Here is a 19,142-nt window from a genome sequence, read left to right on the forward strand (position 1 = left end):
AGAGCAAGACGAATTCGTTGTTACGAGTGTCTGCAGGGAAGGGATGTCGACTAATGCATAAGACGACGGTCCGTTTGCAGATGACCGGACAAAAAATAGGCACCCTTGCGGGTGCCGAATACAGCGTTACCTTTTACCTGAATCGAACGGTTCTCCCGCCGCCTTCGGAGCATTGGAGGACTTGGAGAACAGGACGAGCGCCAACAGCGTTACCACGTACGGAAATACCTTCAGCAGCACCGGAGGAATAACGGCAAGCGAAGGGATAACCTGCGATACGTTCGCAATGGTGCTGGCGAAGCCGAAGAACAGAGTCGCGGCCAGCACGCCAAGCGGCTTCCATTGGCCGAAGATGAGTGAGGCCAAGGCAAGGAAGCCGAGTCCCGCCACGTTCCCGGTAAACTCCCCGGCATACGTTACCAGAATGATGGCACCCCCTAACCCGGAGAACGCGCCGGAGATCATGACACCGACATACCGCATCGACTTCACGCGGATTCCGGCAGCCTCCGCCGCATGAGGATGCTCCCCGCAGGCTCGAAGACGAAGCCCGAAGGGCGTCTTGTACAGCACGAAGGCGCTGGCCGCTACGATGAGGAGCACGAGCCACGTGGTCGGATACGTCTTGGAGAAAACCAAATCCCCGATTACAGGAATGGCCGATAATCCCGGCACATCACCGGGGATGAAGCCTGTCGTGATCCGGATGTTGCCGCTTCCCGTCATGTTGCGGGCGAGGAACACCGTCAAGGCGCCGGCAATCAGGTTGATCGCCGTACCGCTGATGATCTGATTCGCGCTCAGATTAATGCTTGCGAACGCGTGCAGCAGGGAGAACAAAATGCCGATCACCATTGCAGCCAGCAGACCGACCCACAGTACCCACCAGGCTTCGGGCCAAATGGCCTGCAGCTTGAAAATAACGAAAGCCGACATGAACGAGCCGACGATCATCAAGCCGTCCAAGCCGATATTCACAACACCGCTCCGTTCGCTGAACAAAGCTCCCAAAGCTGTGATCAGCAGCGGTATGGTGAATACGATCGCGTAAGGAAAAATTTGCTCAAGAGTGGCCCACATGCTTCGACTCCCCCTTCCCCGCGCTGACCGCCGAATGTTTACGCTGCTTCCATTTCTGATACAGCCGCTCGATCAAAATACTCGTTGCCGCAAAATAAATAATAATCGCAATAATCGAATCCGCAATCTCCGGCGGAATTTCCGTCATGGCGTTCATAAAGCCCCGGCCCGAGTACAGCAGACCGAAGAAGACAGCCGCTCCGAGCACCCCCAGCGGTGTATTCGCGCCCAGGAGAGCTACCGCGATGCCATCAAAGCCCTGCGACGGCAAAATCCCGATCTGAATGCTCGACGCATTCCCGACGTACTGCGCCACTCCCCCGAGGCCGGCCAGCCCGCCCGACAAAATCATCGACAGCACGATGCTCCGCTTTACGGCAATCCCGGCGTACTCCGCCGCATGGCGGTTGAAGCCGACCGCCTTCAGCTCGTAGCCAAGCGTCGTTTTGTTGATGATAAAGGCAACCGCTACGACCGCTACCACGGCGATGAGAATGCCCCAGTTGATATACGAGCCGTCAAACAGATCGCTCAGCATCGGCTCGCGAAGCGTTGCCGCATCCGGCAGCTTCTTCGATTCCGTTTCCAGGTAATCTCCCTTAAAGTACCCCGGTACAGCGTAATACACTGTCCAGTAGGCAATCCAGTTCATCATGATCGTAGACACGACCTCATGTACATTGAACCTGGCCTTCAGAATGCCGGGCAGAACCGCCCACAGAGCGCCTCCCAGAAACCCGGCGAGAATCATCACGAGAAGGAGCAGCGCCCGCGGCAGATCTGCACTCAGCCCCACCGCCGTGGCGCAGAAGCCGCCGAACAGCATTTGGCCTGCTACCCCGATATTGAAGAGGCCCGTGCGAAAGGCAAAAGCCACGGACAAGCCGGTTAAAATGAGGGGCGTGGCGGTTGCCAATGTATTACCGATCCGCTCCGGATTTTTCAAGCCCCCTTCAACTAGAAACTTGTATCCAAGGAATGGGTTATGCCCCGTGACGGCCATCAGCAAGGCACCCGCCAGGAGACCCAGCAGAACGGCCAGCAGTGATTTGACAGTGGTATTCATGCGATCCCCTCCTCCTTCGCACAGCCGGCGATCAGAAGACCGAGCTCTTGCTCGTCCGTCTTGGCTGCTTCGACGACTCCGACAATCTCGCCGTTATTCATGACCGCGATGCGATCCGAAAGATTCAGTACCTCATCGAGCTCCAGCGAGACAAGCAGTACCGCCTTGCCTTTGTCGCGATGCTCAATCAGCCGCTTGTGAATGTATTCAATGGAGCCGACATCCAGCCCGCGGGTAGGCTGAACCGCGATCAGCAGGTCCGGGTCGAGCTCCATCTCCCGGCCGATAATCGCCTTCTGCTGGTTGCCCCCGGACAGCGACCGCACCTCCGATACGGCTCCGGTCCCGGAACGGACGTCGAAGCTGCGGATAATTCGCTCCGCGTGCTCGCGGATCGCCTTCCAGTTCAAGAGGCCTCTCTTCGCATAAGGCTCCTGATGATATACTTCAAGAATCATGTTCTCCTCCAGCGTATAATCCAAGACGAGTCCCCGCTTCTGCCGGTCCTCCGGAATATGCCCGATGCCTCCGGCGATCCGCTCCCGAATAGTTAGCCCCGTAATGTCCCTGCCGTTCAGCTTAACGCTGCCCGACTCCGCCCGCCGAAGCCCCGTAATCGCTTCGATCAGCTCCGTTTGTCCGTTGCCGTCGACCCCGGCGATACCCACGATTTCCCCGGCGCGTACCTCAAGCGAAACTCCCTTGAGTGCCTGTACCTTCTTGTTATTGTTCACGACGAGCGTCTCCACCTGCAGTACGGAGCGAGTGGGAACGCTCTCTTTTTTCTGTACCTTGAAGGTGACCTCGCGGCCGACCATCATCTCCGCCATTTTCGCCTGATCGGTTCCCGCTACATCCACCGTTCCGATCGTCCGGCCGCGGCGAATGACCGTGCATCGATCCGCAACCGCCTTAATTTCCTTCAGCTTATGCGTAATGAGAATGATCGATTTGCCCTCGGCAATCAAGCCCCGTATAATCTCCTGCAGATCCTCAATTTCCTGAGGAGTCAGCACCGCTGTCGGCTCGTCGAAGATGAGCACCTCCGCATCGCGGTACAGCATCTTAAGAATTTCCACGCGCTGCTGCATACCTACCGAAATATCCTCGATCTTCGCATAGGGATCCACATTCAGTCCATACCGCTTGGATAACTCCTCGATCCGTTTGGCCGCCGTTCGCACATCCAGCATCACGCCTTTACGCGTTTCCATTCCCAGAACGATATTCTCCGCCACCGTGAAATTCTCCACCAGCTTGAAGTGCTGATGCACCATCCCGATCCCGAGCTCCCCCGCTACGTTCGGATTGGCAATACGCACCTCCTTGCCTCGTACACGAATTGTGCCCCGATCCGGCTGATACATCCCGAACAGAATGCTCATCAGCGTCGACTTGCCCGCTCCGTTCTCACCCAGCAGGGCATGAATTTCCCCTTGGCGCAGGCAAAGCGTAATGTCGTCGTTAGCCACGATGCCGGGAAACTCCTTGCGAATCTCCAGCATTTCGATCACATACTCCATCCTGTCACTCCTCCCTATTACATAAAAAAAGACGGAAACCGTTCGTTCCGTCTCTTTTGTACGTTCTGCTTACTTAATCAAGGAGCCTTGCTCTGCAGCAACCTTAATCTCGCCGGCTTTCAGCTTATTGAAGGTTTCGGCAACCTTCTTTACTGTTTCCTCGCTCAGATTCGGGTTCTTGTCAGGAATACCTACTCCATTGTTCTTAGCGTCAAAAGTCAGCGTCTTGCCGCCCGGGAATTTCCCTTCGGTTTCCGCCTTAATCATGTCGTAAGCCGCTTGGTCGATTTTCTTCATAGCGGAGGTCAGAATAACGGACTTCTCGCCTTGGTATACGCCGTCTTTGTACTGATCCACGTCAACGCCTACGATCCAGGCCGTTTTGCCTGCGGTTGTACGGGCTTTCGCCTCGTTGATGGCGCCTACGCCTACGCCGCCGGCCGCTGCGAAGATCACGTTGACGCCGCGGTCGAACATTTGGGCAGCCAATTGTCCGCCGGCCGCTACGTTGTCAAAGGACCCTTGATACACGACGTTCTCCGGCTTCATCGTTACCTTCGTGCCCAGCTTCTCATTGGCATAGTTCACACCCTGCTGGAAGCCCCAGTTGAACTTCTGTACCGGAGGAATGCTCATGCCGCCGATGAAGCCCGCTTGGCCTTCCTTCAGCTGAACCGCTGCAGCGACTCCCGCCAGGAAGCCGGACTCATGCTCTGCAAAGAAGATGGAAACTGTGTTCTCTTTCACGACCGCTTTGGAATCCCCGTTGTGCGGAGCACCGTCAATCAGAACGAACTTTGCATCCTTGTACTTGTCCTGGGATTTAAAAATCGCCGTTTCAAACTTGAAGCCCGGTGTCACGATGAACTTAAAGCCCGCATCGTACAGGTTGCCGATTTCCTTCGTGTAGTCCGCCTCCGTCGTACCGGCAGGCTTCAAATATTTGCTTTCCAGCTTCAGCTCCGTGCTGGCTTTCTTAACGCCCTCCCAAGTGCCTTGGTTAAACGATTTGTCATCGATCGTACCGGCATCGGTAACCATACCCACCTTAAACTTCGCTGCCGAGGAAGCGGCGCCGCCTGAACCTGTTCCTGTAGCCGCAGGCTTGTCAGGCGTGCTTCCACATCCCGCCAGCAAGGCAATAGACAAAGCGATGCTGGTTAGTACCGTGAAACCCTTTTTCATGAAAAAATGCCCCCTATGTAATTAGTTAATGGTAAATAATATAGTGCTATATTCACTATATTAGGAAATGGGCTGTTTTTCAACAACTCCGTAATGTAAATTTACATGACACTTCTGTGAAGCTGCTAAGGACGTTAGGCGCTTCCATTATTTCACTTTGACTGTGCTATAATGAAAGGTAACCATCCACCTTTCCCGTACCAAGGAGGGCGACGATTATTGCTGTTCTTTATTAAATTCTTTCTGCAGATCGTACGAATGAACAACCGATTTATCTTTACCATGGCCGCGGTTTTCATTGCCTGCAGCTCCTTAGCCGCCTACCTCTTGGAACCGGACAATTTCGGCAGCTGGTTCAATGGCCTTTGGTGGGTAATGACTACGGTAACGACTGTCGGCTATGGCGATTTCGCTCCCAAAACCGTGCTTGGCAAAGTACTCGGCATGCTGATTTATATCTTCGGCATCGGACTCATCTCGGTAACCATTAGCAAATTCATTGATGCATTGTTTCTTTATCAAAGGAAAAAGGAGGAGGGAAAGTTGCGTTATACCGGAGAGAATCATTTCGTTATGATTGATTGGAGCAAGCATGCGGAACACGCTATTAAGGAAATTCTTCGCACAGACCCCGCAGCGGAGATCGTGCTGATCGATACACTGGAGAAAACCCCGATCGAGCACGAAAAGGTGCACTACATTCAAGGAAATCCTGTGAAGGAAGAGACACTGCAGATGGCCAACCTCGGCAAAGCCCGGGCTGTGTTCATCTTCTCGATGAATATAACGGTGAACCAGCACGTCCTGCAGGACACCTCCTTCATCGACGGCAAGGCTCTATTGATCGCAACGACAATCGAACGATGCTTCAAGCATGTCTATACCGTGGTAGAGATTCAAAACAAGGACCATCTGCCGAATTTTGAGCATATCCAGATAGACGATTTTATTTTCGCCGGTGAGACGATTTCCCAGCTTGCCGTCCGGTCAGCCTTCAGTCCGGGAACCTCTAGACTCTTTTCTCAGCTGTTAACGCGTAACGACGGGGATGATCTTTTCGAAATTCCTTATGACAAACGATGGATTACCTTCCGCGATGCCTTTGAGGATCTCCTTAGCCAGGGGGCGACGCTGGTCTCCGACGGCTCCGATTTGAACATTAATCGAAGACTGCAGGAAAGGATACCTCCTGACGCACGGTTGTTCGTCATCTGTAACAAGGAAACGTATCGGCGGCTGACCGGCAAGTGATAAAACAGAAAAAAATAACCGGCCAACGGCCGGTTATCTTTAGTTCTTTGAGGCGCAGTATTTCTGCAGAAATGCAATTTTATTCTTGATTCCTCATCAAAACGGAACGGATTTCTGCGAATATACAGCTTTCCGAGGCCAATTGCCCATTTTCAGCCATTTACGATCCGAAAGATGCGGTTTCTCACAAATCCTATTCTCAGCTTGGTTTAGGGTCGTCAATTGCTGCACTTTCGCAGCTTTCACCTCAGCCCTTCACAAGCAGCTGCTGGAACACCTCGTCATGCTGCATCTTCTCGCGCAGGTCCGGGCAGTTGTTCTCCTTCGACTCGATCGTCCAGCCTGCCACCTTCGTGCCGCATACGACCGCCTGGCTCAGCGGCAAGCCGCGCACCAAACCCATCACCGTACCGGAGAAATACGCATCCCCCGCGCCGCTGCTGTCCACAAGCCGTACCGGGAAGACCGGCTGATAGCCCGACTGCTTGGTCCGCGGATCATAATAGATCGAGCCCTCGGCCCCCAGCGTGATGACCATGGATTGCAGCCCGTTCGCATCCACGTACTTCACCATCGCGTCGATTTTTGCTTGAATATCCATGCTTCCGAGCTTGCTGCTGACCAGCTTCTCCGCCTCGACGTCGTTGCAAATGAAGCATTCCAGCGCCTGCAGCAGGTCCGGATGCTTCAGCACCACATCCAGGTTACCCGGGATGCCGTACACCGGCTTATTCCACTGCTTCGCTTCCTCCAGCAAGCGCCGCGAGATTTGTTCATTCAGGTCAACCTCCAGCACCAAGTGCGACGAGCTCTTTACGATTTCCTCGCTGCGCTGCAGCACGAGGTTCTGCATGGTCGTCAGATTCGGCATCTGCGAGATGGAGCCCATCAGATCCCCCTTCTCGTTCAGCACGGCCAGCCACATGCCCATGCCTTCCTTCGGCGTACGAAGCAGAAATTGCGTCGATACCCCTGCGCTCGTAAGACGCTTCTGGATTTCTTCTCCCAGCCCCGAATCGTCTACCGTCGATACAAATGCAGCCGGCAGCTGCAGATTGGCCAAATTCTCGACCACATTGCGGCCTACGCCGCCATGAACGAACTGAACGCTGCCCAAATTGCGGCCCAGCGCATTATAATTTTCATTTGCGAAACCTTTGCAATCGACGAAAATCGTCCCGATCACCGTAACAAGGCTTGTCATCGTAAGGTTGCTCCTTAATCCGTAAATAATTTCAAACGCTAAAAATTATTATACATGGATTCCCGCTCTGCGTACACGTGAATCTGGCCTGTAATCCCTATCCGATAGGGGAAAACTTGTGAACTTCATGCGGCTAAGAATCCAGCTTGACCTTCTCCCCGTCCTTCAAGGAGTCGGGTGCCTTCACGATAACCCGGGTGCCCGCTTCCAGCCCTTTCCTGATCTCCACAAACGCTTCGTTCTTGATTCCCGTCTCTACCGGTCTGCGCACCGCGCGGGAATCGTCAACCGTCCATACATAGCTCGTTCCGTCATCCGTCTGCTTCACGGCACTACGGGGTACCTGCAGTGCCGATGCCGACCGCTTCACTTCAAAATACACGTCTACATTGTAGCCCGGAAGCAGCCCGGTAACCCCTTGCTCCATTGTCAGTGTCACCTCGACAACCGGTTTCTTGTCCGTACTGGTCTGGGAGGGTCCAGCCGCCGGAGCGATCCTGCCGACCCGCACCGGATACTGTCCGTTGCTAAGCGCGGCTCCCTTGATCAACGCTTGCTGGCCGAGGGCGACGTTTGCAATGAGCGTCTCCTTCACCTCCGCCGACACCTCCAGGCGGGTCAGATCGGCTAGCTGGAACAGCTCCATGCCCCGCTGGACAAGCTGTCCTTCCTTTACCGGTACATTTGTCACGGTGCCGTTGTAGCCGGCAATAACCTGCATGTGAGCCCGGTCCCGGCTGAGCTGCTCCCGCTGCACCTCCAGCTCCTTGACCTGGGCTTCATATTTGGCCTCATCGGCAGGAGTCGGCCCCTGCGAGAGCAAAGATAGCCGCTGCTTCGCCGTCTCTATCGTAGACTGGGCCAACAACAGCTCATTCTGAGCCTTCCGCAGCTGCTCCGAAGGAATTAGTCCGGCATCATAATCGTTACGTGCCTTGTCCAATACACGCTCCGACTCTCCCTGCTTGATTTGAGCCTGCTTAACCTCCTCCTCCCTCAGCTTCACTTCCTCCGGCCGCGGCCCTTCCTTGGCCTTGCTCCATTCCGCCCGAAGCTGCTCCAGCCGGGCCTCCAGCTGACGGAGCTGAAGCTCCGTATCCGCCGGGTCCAGCTGGGCCAGCACTTGATTTTCCTTTACGGTATCTCCGTTCTTCACGAAAACCTGCAGTAGCCTTCCGCCCGCTTGGGCATATAGCTTATTTTCATCAATCGGCTTGATCCGACCGCTCGCCTGCTCGTATTGAATGATGTCCTCCTTCTTGACAGTCACGGCGGTTACTGCGGTACCGCTTCTCTGACCTTGTACATAGAAGGCGCTCCCCGCTCCCGCCACCAGAATCGCCAGCAGCACATACCACGCCGGCTTACGCATACTGAAGCCCCCTTGTTCCTCTATTCATAGGCCAGCACATCCCGTACGGCCAATCTTGATGCATTCCAGGCAGGCATGAAGCCGGCCGCCGCTGCAATCAGCAGCGCGCCTCCCAGCCAAAGGACAACGCTCACGACCGAAAAACGATAATCCAGCGGAGCGAAAAAAATGGATTGGCCGATCCCGTCACTGAGCTGCTTGCTGATCGGCAGCGCCAGCAGCGACCCGATCAGCCAGGAGAGGAACCCGATAAATAACGCCTCCCCGATCACAATGCCGAAGATGGCGCGGTCCCCTGCCCCGATAGTGCGCATGACGCCGATTTCCCTCGTCCGCTCCAGCACGCTCAAGCTCAGCGTTCCCATTAAGCCTAGCGCTGCCACGAGAGTCAGCAGCACGGCCAGCACCGCGAGAAAGGCCAGCACTACATTGAACTTATTTTGCTGGACTTCTCTGAGCTCCTCGGTCAACACGGAGGAAGCCGGTTGATAGCCTCCGTCCTTCAGCCGAGACTGCAGCTCGGCCGCTATGCGGGCCTGGGCCATTCTGTCGTGGTCATCAGTGGCCACATTCAGCAGAAGGGCATTCGGTCCCGCTCCCGTCACCTCGGCCAGTGCCGCCTCCGGCACGTAGATGGTCACCTCTCCGACCAATCGGCGTGCAAGACCGACTACCGTCCATACGCTTTCCTCCCCGCCGATCTTGAGCCGCACCTCACTTCCGATGTCCAAATCCTTCTCGAAGCGCAGCAGGTCGGTATTGACCACCAAGGCGTTTCGGTCGCCCGGCTCAAGCCAGCGCCCCTTCTCCAGCGTCGGCCGGATGAAATCCGAGCCGACGGGGATCCCCTGCAGCGTCAGGTCCCGGCTCTCGCCGCCTTCCGGGCGAACCCGGTTCGCGACCCGCTGTCCCCACGTCTCCGCCCGGACTACGCCGTCTACGCCGGCGGCCAGCCTCTCCAGCTCAGCCTTCGGCTGCGGCTCCGTCAGCGCCACACGCACGTCGTAATTCACATAACGAAGCGAATTGGCAAGGGACAGCTGCATCGATTCATACACACTGATGACGGAAATCACGATTGCACCGCCTACGCTGAGCGTGACCAGCGTCAGGAACAGCCTCGCCTTCTTGCGGAATGTATTGCGCAGCGAGAGCAGCAACGGCCTCGGCAGGCGGGCAATCCTCTCCAGCAGAATGTCGATGAAGCTTCGTGAAGGCGCCTGCGATTCCCCCGCTATCGCTTCGCTTGCGGTGATGCGTGCTCCATGCAGGAGGGGGGGCAGCGCAGCAAGAAGCGGTATGATCAGGCCGACCACCGCCTGCACCATCAATACGCTGGAGGATGCGCCATAGCTCGAGCTATCGAAGTTCATAATATCGATGGAGTGGACCGTAATGGCCTCAGAGCCGATCTGACCCAGCGGAATGCCGATCGCCAGCGCCAAGACGCTATACACGAGGACACTGCCGATATACATGCGAAGCAGATCTCCCGGAGTTGCTCCGATGACCTGCATGACCCCGATCTGGCGCAGCTGCCCCGATAAGGTAGCCAGCATTGTATTGACGATGAGGCTTGACCCCAGTACAAGCACCAATAAGCCAAGCGACTGCAAAATATAGTTCATCGAATCTACGATATCATACGCCCAGTGCTTCCCCGGCTCCGGCATCAGCGTGGCATGCACCGCAACCGAATGATCGGAGAACTCGTCCCGGATGATGCCCGCCACCCGCTGAATGTTGTCCGCGTCCGTTAGGCTTCCCTCCGGCTGAAATGCCAGCATATTGTACAGCTTCGGTACTTCCAGCGTTTCCAGCGTTTCGCTCCTTACGTACCCGACGACCACTCCCGACAGAGAGGCGGGAATCCGCCCCGCATCGCGAACCGCTCCGGTAATGGCCAGCCTTTCCTTATGGCCGTCCGGCAGCTCGATCCATACGTTGTCACCGACCGTAAGCCCTGCATAATCCAGGGCCGTTTGCTCCACAACGATGTCCCCTTCGGCGGGCGGCCACGCGCCTTGGGCAGGCACCAGCTTGTCCATTCGCATCCCGTCAAAATCATCCAGCGCCAGGATTTGCATGCTCCTCCATTGCTCTGACGTAGGCTCCCGCTCGCCTAGATCCGGTGCTAAGCGGACATCCAGCAACGTTCGGCCCTCTACCACCTCTACTCCCGGCTGCCTGCGAACGGTATCGACCATTGAGCCGTCAAACGGGTCGGTTATCAGCGTCGCCGCCGCCCGGTTGGCACGGGTAAGGCTGTCCGCCATACCGCTGAAAAGAACCACCTGAGTCTGTCCCAGCATTCCTACTCCGACGACACCCAGCGTGATCGACATCACGACAAGGGCGGTCCGCGCCTTGGAGTGCCAAATGTCCCGCAGCATCTTGCGCCATCTAGGACGAAGCGCCATGGCCATCCCCCCTCATCCGGCTCAGCTCCTCGAGGCGGACACGAATGACCTCATTCATCTCCTCCTGGGTTAACGCGGAGCCGCTCAGCATGCCGCCGAACGCCTCCCGACCGATAGCCATCAGCTCTACGCCTTCCTGCTCCGATGCTCGTACGGTTGCCGTTCTCGGTCCGCCGCGCACTAATGCAATTTCGCCGAAATATTGTCCCTCCCGAAGCGTAGCGACATGGATATCATCGCCGGAAGGCACCGGAAGAAAGACCTCGACGACCCCCTTCGTAATAATATAGGCCTGATCTCCTTCGTCCCCTGCGCGAATGATGACCTCCCCCGGAGCAAACTGTCGCTGGACCAAGACCGGCTGCAGCTGCGTCAGCATATCTACATCGAGATTCGGCAAAGCCTGAAGGACGTATTGGTTCACGATTTCGCCGTCCGCCACAATGACCGAGCGTCGTACCTTTTTCGCTAGATCGTTGTCATGCGTAACCATCACTACGGTTTTGCCACTTTCGACCAACCGCTCGAACAGCCGGAAAATCGCATCCGCCGTCTTCGAATCCAAGCTGCCGGTGGGCTCGTCCGCCACGATAATCGGGGGATCGTTCGCCAGCGAACGGGCAATCGCCACTCGCTGCTGCTGGCCGCCCGATACCATCCCCGGCATCTTATGGGCATGCTCTGCCATACCTACCTGTTCGAGCAGTGCAAGCCCCCTCGACCGTCGCTCCTTCGAGGAATACATGTTGCAGAAGTCCATCGGAAGCATCACATTCTCAAGCAGCGTCAACGTCGGAAGCAGCTGAAAGAACTGAAAAATAATGCCCAGGTTCCGGCCCCGCCACTGGGCTAAATGACTGCGCCGCATCCGGGTCACATCCACTCCCCCCACTGTTACGGATCCCGAGGTGGGCGTATCAATGCCCGTAATCATATTGATCAGCGTAGACTTGCCGCTGCCCGATTTGCCCACGATGGCCACAAACTCCCCGTGGCCGATCTTCAGATCGATTCCCTTTAATGCCGTATAGGCATTGCCCGCTGTCTGGAACGTCTTGACGACCTGTGTTAACTCGATACTCACGAGAATACTCTTCCTCTCCCGGAATGCGCTCACCAAAGCTCTTGTTCTTTTGATAATATTCGATATTTCCTACCTATTTCCTCTACATTAATTCAAGAAAGGTGATGCGCTTATAGGAAAAAAGCCACCCTGATCCTACATCAGGGCAGCTTTCGTTGGTCTCGTTATACCTTTAACAGTCCGACCGAATAGAGAAATACCAGAACAATAAGAACAGGTACGATCAGTCGGAGCAAAATCATCCATGTTCGGTACCAAAAGCCGGACAAGCCGACCTCGTCACCGGCTTTCTTCCAGGCGTAGCCTGTGAACAGCGTGACAACCAAGCCGCCTACAGGCATCAAAACATACGCGGTCACATAGTCAACCCAGTCAAATATGGTCTTGCCTCCCGGCTGGAATGAGCCCAGCACCCCACCGACGGACAGTGCCGCGGGGATCCCTACGAAGAAGCACACCAGGGAAACGACGACCGCCGCTTTCTTTCGGCTCCAGCTCCATTTATGCATCGCAAAGGCGACGGGGACCTCCAGAATCGATACGGCTGAGGTTAGCGCGGCAATGGCCAGCAGCAGGAAGAACAGCCCGCCGAACAGTGCTCCGAAGGGCATCTGGGTGAATGCTGCTGGAAGCGCCATAAAAGCCAACCCGACGCCTTCACTCGGCTGAAGACCGTAGGAGAACACGGTAGGAAAAATGACGAGTCCGGCGATGAAGGCGTAGACCAAATCCCCGAGCCCGATGGCGATGGTCGCCGTGCCGAGCGATTGCTTTTTGTCAACGTAGGATCCGTATGTCAGCATACAGCCCATCCCTAGAGACAGGGAGAAGAACGCATGCCCTAGGGCGATCAGCATCGATTCGGCATCCAGCTTGGCGAAATCCGGTTTCAGGAAAAACCGGACGCCCTCCATCGCGCCGGGAAGCGTGAGCGACCGAGTCAGCAGGATCAACAGGATGATCAGGAAGCCGGGAATCAAAATCTTGTTAAACTTCTCGATCCCTCCCGACACGCCTCTCGCGATGACCCATCCGCTGACCAGCATCACGACAGCCTGCCAGAAGATCGGCATGTATCCTGAAGCAAAGCCGGTAAACACGCTCTTGTAATCAAGACCCGGCTTCATAAGAATGCCTGAGAACGATTGAACGGTGTAATGAAGAGTCCAGCCTGCTACCACGGCATAATAAGACATGATTAGGAAGGCCGTGAGGACCGATAGAAAGCCGAAAAAGCTCCAATATTTTTTCCCCGACAGATTGAATAACGAACTTGAGGCATTCCCTCGGCCGCCCCGTCCGATCGCCATCTCTGCGAGCAGAATCGGCAAGCCGACGATAATCAAGCAAATAATGAAAAGCAGGAAAAATGCCGCTCCTCCGTGCTTACCCGTAATATAAGGAAACTTCCACAAATTCCCCAGACCGACTGAGCTTCCGATCGCGGCCAGAATGAAGCCTGAGGAAGAAAACCGCTCCTTGCTCCCGTTCTTCTTATGCTCAGGGGTTGTCTTGGGTGATTGACTGCTCATGAGGCTTTCCCCATCCTTTCTAGTTGTACATGTTAGAGTATAGCAAGGAAGCCGCGGCTTCTCATAGACGGGAATATTTGGAATATGTCCTCTTAGGAGACGTCCCTATTTTATTCTGCGAATATCCGCGGCAACGGATTCTCATCATTGCTGGATTGTCCTTGATTATAACCGGATTGTTTTGGGAAGAGATAAGGAAGCGCGTCGATCAAGCTTATCTGGGGGAGTTTCTTTGACAGGTCCATATGATACGGATGTCATCATTATTGGGGCAGGTCTGGCGGGCCTAACTGCCGCCATAGAGATCAAGAGGCGGGGTGCTGCCTGCATCGTGCTGGAGGCCCGAGACCGGGTTGGGGGAAGAATGTACAGCACGGTGGCTGACGGGGTTGTGATCGATTACGGCGCCCAGTGGGTGTCATCCGCGCAGCCCAGGATCATGAGCCTGTTACAGCAGTTCCATATCCCGACAACCCCCACGTATACCGATGGAAAAACATTTTACGAGCTGCTCGGCAGGAGAAAAGCGGCACGCTCCGGCGCCCATCCTCTGCCGCTTCCTTCCTTATTCGACTTCTACCGTATGCAAAAAAGACTGGAGCAGCTAAGCGGGCAGATCGACAATTGTGCGCCTTGGAGCACAAAACAGGCCTCTTCTCTAGATGCCCGAACGGTTCAGTCCTGGCTGGAGACTTCAATGTTCACCCGTTACGGGAAGGCCCTGTTTCGGGTAATTGCCGAGGAAGGCTTGTGCGGAGATTTAAGTGAGTTCTCCATGCTGGATCTCGCCTGGTCGCTGTCATGCAGCGGCAGCTTCAAGGGTCTCTTCTCTGCTGAGGAATTTTGGATGCTCGGCGGTTCCCAGACACTTCCGCAGCAGATGGCCGCAACGCTTGGGGATTCGGTCAAGCTGAACGAGCGGGTTCGAACCATTACGTGGCAAGAGGATGCCGTCACGGTCTTTACGGACCAAGAAAAGTGGGTAGGGCGCAAAGTGATCTTGGCCATGCCTCCTGCCTTCACCGCGAGGATTCACTACGAGCCGGCGCTGCCCTTCCTGCGGGACCAATTCACCCAGCGGGTCGGTCAGGGGGCTGCTCTAAAATTCATCCTGGTATACGACAAGCCCTTCTGGCGGAACAACGGATGGAACGGGAAGGCTTACCTGGATCGGGGACCGGTTACTACGACGTTAGACAGCACGACGCCGGGGCAGACGCGGGGCGTGCTATCCGCTATCGCCACAGGTACCAACGCACGCTCTTTGGGACTTCGGAAGCCGCAAGAGCGGCACGCGGAGGTGCTCCGAAGTGTTGCCCGTGCCTTTGGCACTGAGGCTTTGCAGCCTGCAGCCGTCCACGAGTGGGACTGGCTCTCGGACCCTTGGGCCCGCGGCGGCTATTCGGCCCACCTTGCTCCCGGCGTGCTGACGCAATTCGGTCCGGCACTGCTTCAGCCGATCGGTCCTCTTCACTGGGCTGGAACGGAAACCGCCACCGAATGGCGCATGTACATGGAGGGAGCCGTGCAGTCCGGGTTACGGGCGGCGGAAGAGGTCCTTCTTTCGTTCCGGGAATGAGCCATTAAGCCGCTATTTGAACAAAAAAAGCGGCCCCATTGGGGCCAGGCCAGCACTGCTTTATCTCTGCAGCTCCTTAATCAACCGGTCCTTCTGCATCAAATGATGCCGGTAATGCATTTCCACCAGCTCGAACCATTCCCGGGCATTGAGCGCCCCTAGGCGAGGATGAGCCGCCTGCACCCCTTCCGGTGCACCGTCCAAGGCCGGCGCGAGCTCCTTCATCCGGACCAGCACCTTGTTCAGCCCCCCGATCAGCTGCTCCTTGCTTTCCGGCTGCCCGGGGGTATACTGCGGGGATGGCGCGACTTGAATACGGGCCGGCGGAAAGCCTCCCAGCTCAAAGATCGCTTTCCCCGGCTCTGTTTTCTCCCCTGCCGTCACCGTTCCCTCATCCGCCATAATGCACCGCTCGGCATTGCGAAGCTGCATGAACAAGGCGCTGTTGATCAGGTGCTGAACCATTTGCCCCAGTGACCATTCCTGCTCGCTCGGCTGCCGCGTCAGCTGCTCCATGCTCAACGGGCTAAGCTCTTCTTCATAATGCTTCGTCAGCTGTTCCATACTCTCTAAGATTTTCGATGTTTTCATAACGTTTGCCAGCTCCCTTTGCTATTGGATAGAACCAGTATACAAAAACGCTACTGACAACAGCATGTCAGTAGCGTTTCCACATGTTTTGGGCCTCTTCGCGTATCCGGCTCCTCAGCTCTTCAGGCTCAAGAACAACCGCTTTCGCCCCCCAGCCGAGCATCCACTGCAGCACGTCACCCAGCTCTCTGACGCGAAGCGTTACCTCCAAGCCATCCTCACGATCTGTAAGCCCCTCGATGAAAAAGTAGCCCGACTCCCTGATTCTCTCCGCAATATCCGGGTCGGCCAGAATCCGTACGGTCGTGTGCCGATCATCCCGCGGCTTGTACTCCTCCAACCGGAAGTCCGCCGGAAGCTCGAACGAGGTGTCCAGAAGCGTAAGGTCTTGTATGCGCGACAAGCGAAAATGGCGGAGCTCCTGCCGCAAATCGCAGTGGGCAACGAGCATCCAGGCGTGCTGGACAAGAGCAAGGCCATAAGGGGCCACATCTCGAACACTGTTGCGTTCTCCATCAGCCCCGGGCATGCCCTTCGAATAATCGAGCCTTACCTTTCGTTTCTCCAATATCGCCCGGCGAAGCACCTCCAGGTGCCGTTTCTCTTGCCCGGTGACCCGTGCCTCTCCCGAGTTCAACAGTCTCGTGGTCTTCCGAGCGCGGGATGCCTCTGCACGTATACCCTCCGGCAGGGTTGCCTCGATCTTCCCCCTTGCGCTGGAAGCTTTCGAGCCCCAGTCGGAGTCGAACCTCATCTCGATAAAATCCGTCCCGAGCAGCAATGCCACCGCTTCCTCCGGCGTGAAGCTCACCGGGGGCAGGAAATATCCCTCCATCAGGGAATATCCCATCCCGGGGGCCCCCACTACCGGAACTCCTGCTTCACATAAGGCCTGAATATCGCGATAGATCGTCCTTGTGCTGATTTCCAGGCTCGCGGCCAGGTCCTCTGCCCGCATAAGTCCCTTCCGTTGAAGCTCCAAGATAATCGCTAACAATCGGTCTGTTTTATTCATGCGTGCAGCCTAGCTCGATTTTTTCACAAATTCGGATTTCAGCTTCATCGCTCCGAAGCCATCGATCTTGCAGTCAATATTGTGATCGCCATCCACCAAACGAATGTTCTTCACCTTGGTGCCCACCTTCAATACCGAGGAGCTTCCCTTTACCTTCAGATCCTTGATGACCGTTACGGTATCGCCATCCTGCAGGAGATTGCCGTTCGCATCCTTCACGACCGGCTGATCGGAGCCCTGCTCGTTCTCTCCTTCTGGTAAGCCGCTCCATTCATGAGCGCACTCCGGGCACACGTAGAGGCTTCCGTCCTCGTAAGTATAGGGGGAATTGCATTTAGGGCAGTTTGGCAGCATAGACACGGATGGATCGTCCTCCTAAGGTTTTCTGCTTATTCTAATACAAAATGGGTTGATTTTCTAATTTATTTGTTTTCTATTAAAATAAAGGCATAGAGATAAGCAAAGTAAAGTGTGGTGATCTGCCTTGTTCAAGCTGTTGTTGATTGAAGATGACGCCACCTTGTTCCACGAGATCAAGGAACGGCTGAGCCAGTGGGCCTACGAGGTTCACGGAGTTACCGATTTCGGCAAAATATTGGAGCAATTCAGCCTCGTGCAGCCGGACTTAGTCATTATTGATATTCAACTGCCGAAGTTCGACGGCTTTCATTGGTGCCGCCAGATTCGGGCTCATTCCAACGTGCCGATCGTTTTCCTCTCCTCGCGCGATCACCCGACGGACATGGTCATGTCGATGCAGCTGGGAGCGGATGATTTCATACAGAAGCCCTTCCACTTCGAGGTGCTCATCGCCAAAATTCAAGCAATGCTCCGGCGGGTTCATAATTATAGCAGTGAGCCGGTGAAGCTCCGGACCTGGTGCGGAGCGGCGATAGATTTCGAAAGCACTACCGTCACGAATGAGGCCGGGACGGTCGAGCTCACGAAGAACGAGCTGTACATCCTCAAGCTGCTGATCGAGCATAAGAACAAAATCGTCAGCCGCGAGGACATCATCACCCGGCTGTGGGACGACCAGCGCTTCGTGAGCGACAATACGTTAACGGTGAATGTCAACCGGCTTCGGAAGAAGCTCGACGAGCTGGGACTCGGGCGGTTTATCGAGACCAAGGTGGGACAGGGCTATATGGCGACGGAAGAGGCGGGCTCCGCCCATGGTTAGCAAATATATAGCCGAAAGGCGCAGCTGGTTCCTGTTCTTCATTTTCCTCCAGCTGCTCCTCCTCATGATTGCTTACGTCGATACGACGCTCCCTTTCGCCTCCATGCTCTATATCGTGTTTCTATCGACGCTCCTCTTTGTCGGCTTCACGGTGTACCGTTATCACCGGGAGACCCGGTTCTACCGGCAGCTGGAGGAATGGGACCCGCAGCTCGGCGTCGCCGGCTTAGGCGCAGCAGCCCAAAGCCCGTTTGAGCGGATCGTGGAGAGCAGCTTGACGGACCAGACGAACCAGCTGGAGCGCACCGCCTCACACCGTTTTACCCTGCTGGAGCAGGAGAAGGACGAGCTGCTCTCCTGGATCCACGAGGTGAAAACGCCATTAACCGCCATGCGCCTCATGATCGACCGATTGAGCGACGAAGCCTTGAAGGCGCCGCTGACCTATGAGTGGCTTCGCATCCACCTGCTGCTGGATCAGCAGCTGCATCAGAAGCGGCTTCCTTTTTTGGAGAACGACTTGTTGATCGAGAAGATCGACCTGGAAGCCCTGCTGTTCATGGAGCTCAAGACACTGCAAACCTGGTGCATCCAAAAGGGCATCGGCTTTGACATCGAGCTGGAGGTGAACGAAGTGCTCAGCGATGCGAAATGGCTGGCTTTCATCCTTAGGCAGCTGCTGACGAATGCGGTAAAGTACAGTGACCCGGCTTCCGACATTACGGTAACAAGCTTCAGGGAAAGCGGGCATGTACGGCTTTCGGTCAAGGACCGCGGCCGCGGCATTGATCCGAAGGACATGCCCCGCCTGTTCGATCGCGGTTTTACTTCCACAGGCCATCATGCGGATAGTGCCGCTACGGGAATGGGATTGTACTTGGCCCGGAAAGCGGCGCATGCGCTGCAGATCCATATCGACGTTCAGTCCGAGCTGAAGGCCGGTTCAACCTTCACTCTTACCTTCCCGAGACGTAACGACTTCACTCGTATCACAGGCATGTGACAGCTTTGTCACATGCCCTTCTCTTTTGTTAGGCCGATCGAAGGAAACCGACGG

16 protein-coding genes are annotated in these 19,142 nt (G+C 55.8%); 4 read left to right on the plus strand and 12 right to left on the minus strand.

Translation table 11 applies throughout. The annotated features are described in order from the left end of the window. Positions 1-126: 126 nt before the first annotated feature. The 4 genes from RAC89_RS11685 to RAC89_RS11700 all read right to left on the minus strand — a co-directional run bounded on the left by RAC89_RS11685 (position 127) and on the right by RAC89_RS11700 (position 4,854). Positions 127-1,080, minus strand: a complete 954-nt coding sequence (locus RAC89_RS11685; RefSeq protein WP_284642961.1) for an ABC transporter permease — start codon at positions 1,078-1,080, stop codon at positions 127-129. Next, the gene (locus RAC89_RS11690; protein WP_306613641.1) at positions 1,064-2,146 is read right to left on the minus strand and encodes an ABC transporter permease; all 1,083 of its coding nucleotides are present in this window, start codon (positions 2,144-2,146) and stop codon (positions 1,064-1,066) included. The genes RAC89_RS11685 and RAC89_RS11690 overlap by 17 nt, the downstream gene beginning before the upstream one ends. Beyond that, entirely contained in the window at positions 2,143-3,669 is a 1,527-nt protein-coding gene (locus tag RAC89_RS11695) for an ABC transporter ATP-binding protein (RefSeq protein WP_306613643.1), read from the minus strand. Before RAC89_RS11695 ends, RAC89_RS11690 begins: the two co-directional genes overlap by 4 nt. A 69-nt stretch (positions 3,670-3,738) precedes the next feature. Continuing rightward, entirely contained in the window at positions 3,739-4,854 is a 1,116-nt protein-coding gene (locus tag RAC89_RS11700) for a BMP family lipoprotein (protein WP_306613645.1), read from the minus strand. A gap of 219 nt (positions 4,855-5,073) precedes the next feature. Between RAC89_RS11700 and RAC89_RS11705 the strand changes: the two genes are divergently transcribed. Next, positions 5,074-6,105, plus strand: coding sequence for a potassium channel family protein (locus RAC89_RS11705; protein ID WP_306613647.1), 1,032 nt, complete (start codon positions 5,074-5,076; stop codon positions 6,103-6,105). Positions 6,106-6,352: 247 nt separating this feature from the next. On the opposite strand, the gene RAC89_RS11710 is transcribed toward RAC89_RS11705, so the two are convergent. The 5 genes from RAC89_RS11710 to RAC89_RS11730 form a co-directional block, all read right to left on the minus strand. Then, positions 6,353-7,309 (minus strand): carbohydrate kinase family protein, encoded by a 957-nt coding sequence (locus RAC89_RS11710; RefSeq protein WP_306613649.1) that lies wholly within the window; start codon positions 7,307-7,309, stop codon positions 6,353-6,355. Between the two features lie 133 nt (positions 7,310-7,442). Beyond that, a complete protein-coding gene (locus tag RAC89_RS11715) occupies positions 7,443-8,681 on the minus strand; it encodes an efflux RND transporter periplasmic adaptor subunit (protein WP_306613650.1) in 1,239 nt (412 codons plus the stop codon). A 20-nt stretch (positions 8,682-8,701) separates the two neighbouring features. After that, positions 8,702-11,101 (minus strand): ABC transporter permease, encoded by a 2,400-nt coding sequence (locus RAC89_RS11720; RefSeq protein WP_306613652.1) that lies wholly within the window; start codon positions 11,099-11,101, stop codon positions 8,702-8,704. Continuing rightward, on the minus strand, positions 11,085-12,185 hold the full coding sequence (locus RAC89_RS11725; RefSeq protein ID WP_306613654.1) for an ABC transporter ATP-binding protein: 1,101 nt from the start codon (positions 12,183-12,185) through the stop codon (positions 11,085-11,087). Before RAC89_RS11725 ends, RAC89_RS11720 begins: the two co-directional genes overlap by 17 nt. A gap of 164 nt (positions 12,186-12,349) precedes the next feature. Next, on the minus strand, positions 12,350-13,717 hold the full coding sequence (locus tag RAC89_RS11730) for a sodium-dependent transporter (protein ID WP_306613656.1): 1,368 nt from the start codon (positions 13,715-13,717) through the stop codon (positions 12,350-12,352). Positions 13,718-13,949: 232 nt separating this feature from the next. Between RAC89_RS11730 and RAC89_RS11735 the strand changes: the two genes are divergently transcribed. Continuing rightward, the gene (locus RAC89_RS11735) at positions 13,950-15,296 is read left to right on the plus strand and encodes a flavin monoamine oxidase family protein (RefSeq protein ID WP_306613657.1); all 1,347 of its coding nucleotides are present in this window, start codon (positions 13,950-13,952) and stop codon (positions 15,294-15,296) included. Positions 15,297-15,356: 60 nt separating this feature from the next. Here RAC89_RS11735 and RAC89_RS11740 read toward each other — a convergent pair whose 3' ends face one another. The 3 genes from RAC89_RS11740 to RAC89_RS11750 all read right to left on the minus strand — a co-directional run bounded on the left by RAC89_RS11740 (position 15,357) and on the right by RAC89_RS11750 (position 17,262). Further along, a complete protein-coding gene (locus RAC89_RS11740) occupies positions 15,357-15,887 on the minus strand; it encodes a DinB family protein (RefSeq protein ID WP_306613659.1) in 531 nt (176 codons plus the stop codon). 67 nt (positions 15,888-15,954) lie between these two features. Further along, complete coding sequence (locus tag RAC89_RS11745) at positions 15,955-16,902, minus strand: helix-turn-helix transcriptional regulator (protein WP_306613661.1); 948 nt, start codon at positions 16,900-16,902, stop codon at positions 15,955-15,957. Positions 16,903-16,911: 9 nt separating this feature from the next. Then, complete coding sequence (locus tag RAC89_RS11750) at positions 16,912-17,262, minus strand: zinc ribbon domain-containing protein YjdM (protein ID WP_306613663.1); 351 nt, start codon at positions 17,260-17,262, stop codon at positions 16,912-16,914. Positions 17,263-17,386: 124 nt separating this feature from the next. Here RAC89_RS11750 and RAC89_RS11755 point away from each other — a divergent pair, with 124 nt between their 5' ends. Beyond that, a complete protein-coding gene (locus RAC89_RS11755; RefSeq protein WP_306613665.1) occupies positions 17,387-18,085 on the plus strand; it encodes a response regulator transcription factor in 699 nt (232 codons plus the stop codon). After that, positions 18,078-19,088, plus strand: coding sequence for a sensor histidine kinase (locus RAC89_RS11760; RefSeq protein ID WP_306613667.1), 1,011 nt, complete (start codon positions 18,078-18,080; stop codon positions 19,086-19,088). The genes RAC89_RS11755 and RAC89_RS11760 overlap by 8 nt, the downstream gene beginning before the upstream one ends. Positions 19,089-19,142: the final 54 nt, after the last annotated feature.

Origin of the sequence: Paenibacillus sp. GD4 (assembly GCF_030846225.1) — a bacterium.
In the GTDB taxonomy this organism is placed as follows: domain Bacteria; phylum Bacillota; class Bacilli; order Paenibacillales; family NBRC-103111; genus Paenibacillus_G; species Paenibacillus_G silviterrae.

What these genes read in the sequence shown, in the direction of transcription:
- RAC89_RS11730 (WP_306613656.1), bottom strand. Translation starts at nt 13,717, where the DNA reads ATGAGCAGTCAATCACCCAAGACAACCCCTGAGCATAAGAAGAACGGG.
- RAC89_RS11760 (WP_306613667.1), top strand. Translation starts at nt 18,078, where the DNA reads ATGGTTAGCAAATATATAGCCGAAAGGCGCAGCTGGTTCCTGTTCTTC.
- RAC89_RS11710 (WP_306613649.1), bottom strand. Translation starts at nt 7,309, where the DNA reads ATGACAAGCCTTGTTACGGTGATCGGGACGATTTTCGTCGATTGCAAA.
- RAC89_RS11720 (WP_306613652.1), bottom strand. Translation starts at nt 11,101, where the DNA reads ATGGCGCTTCGTCCTAGATGGCGCAAGATGCTGCGGGACATTTGGCAC.
- RAC89_RS11715 (WP_306613650.1), bottom strand. Translation starts at nt 8,681, where the DNA reads ATGCGTAAGCCGGCGTGGTATGTGCTGCTGGCGATTCTGGTGGCGGGA.
- RAC89_RS11745 (WP_306613661.1), bottom strand. Translation starts at nt 16,902, where the DNA reads ATGAATAAAACAGACCGATTGTTAGCGATTATCTTGGAGCTTCAACGG.
- RAC89_RS11740 (WP_306613659.1), bottom strand. Translation starts at nt 15,887, where the DNA reads ATGAAAACATCGAAAATCTTAGAGAGTATGGAACAGCTGACGAAGCAT.
- RAC89_RS11685 (WP_284642961.1), bottom strand. Translation starts at nt 1,080, where the DNA reads ATGTGGGCCACTCTTGAGCAAATTTTTCCTTACGCGATCGTATTCACC.
- RAC89_RS11700 (WP_306613645.1), bottom strand. Translation starts at nt 4,854, where the DNA reads ATGAAAAAGGGTTTCACGGTACTAACCAGCATCGCTTTGTCTATTGCC.
- RAC89_RS11695 (WP_306613643.1), bottom strand. Translation starts at nt 3,669, where the DNA reads ATGGAGTATGTGATCGAAATGCTGGAGATTCGCAAGGAGTTTCCCGGC.
- RAC89_RS11690 (WP_306613641.1), bottom strand. Translation starts at nt 2,146, where the DNA reads ATGAATACCACTGTCAAATCACTGCTGGCCGTTCTGCTGGGTCTCCTG.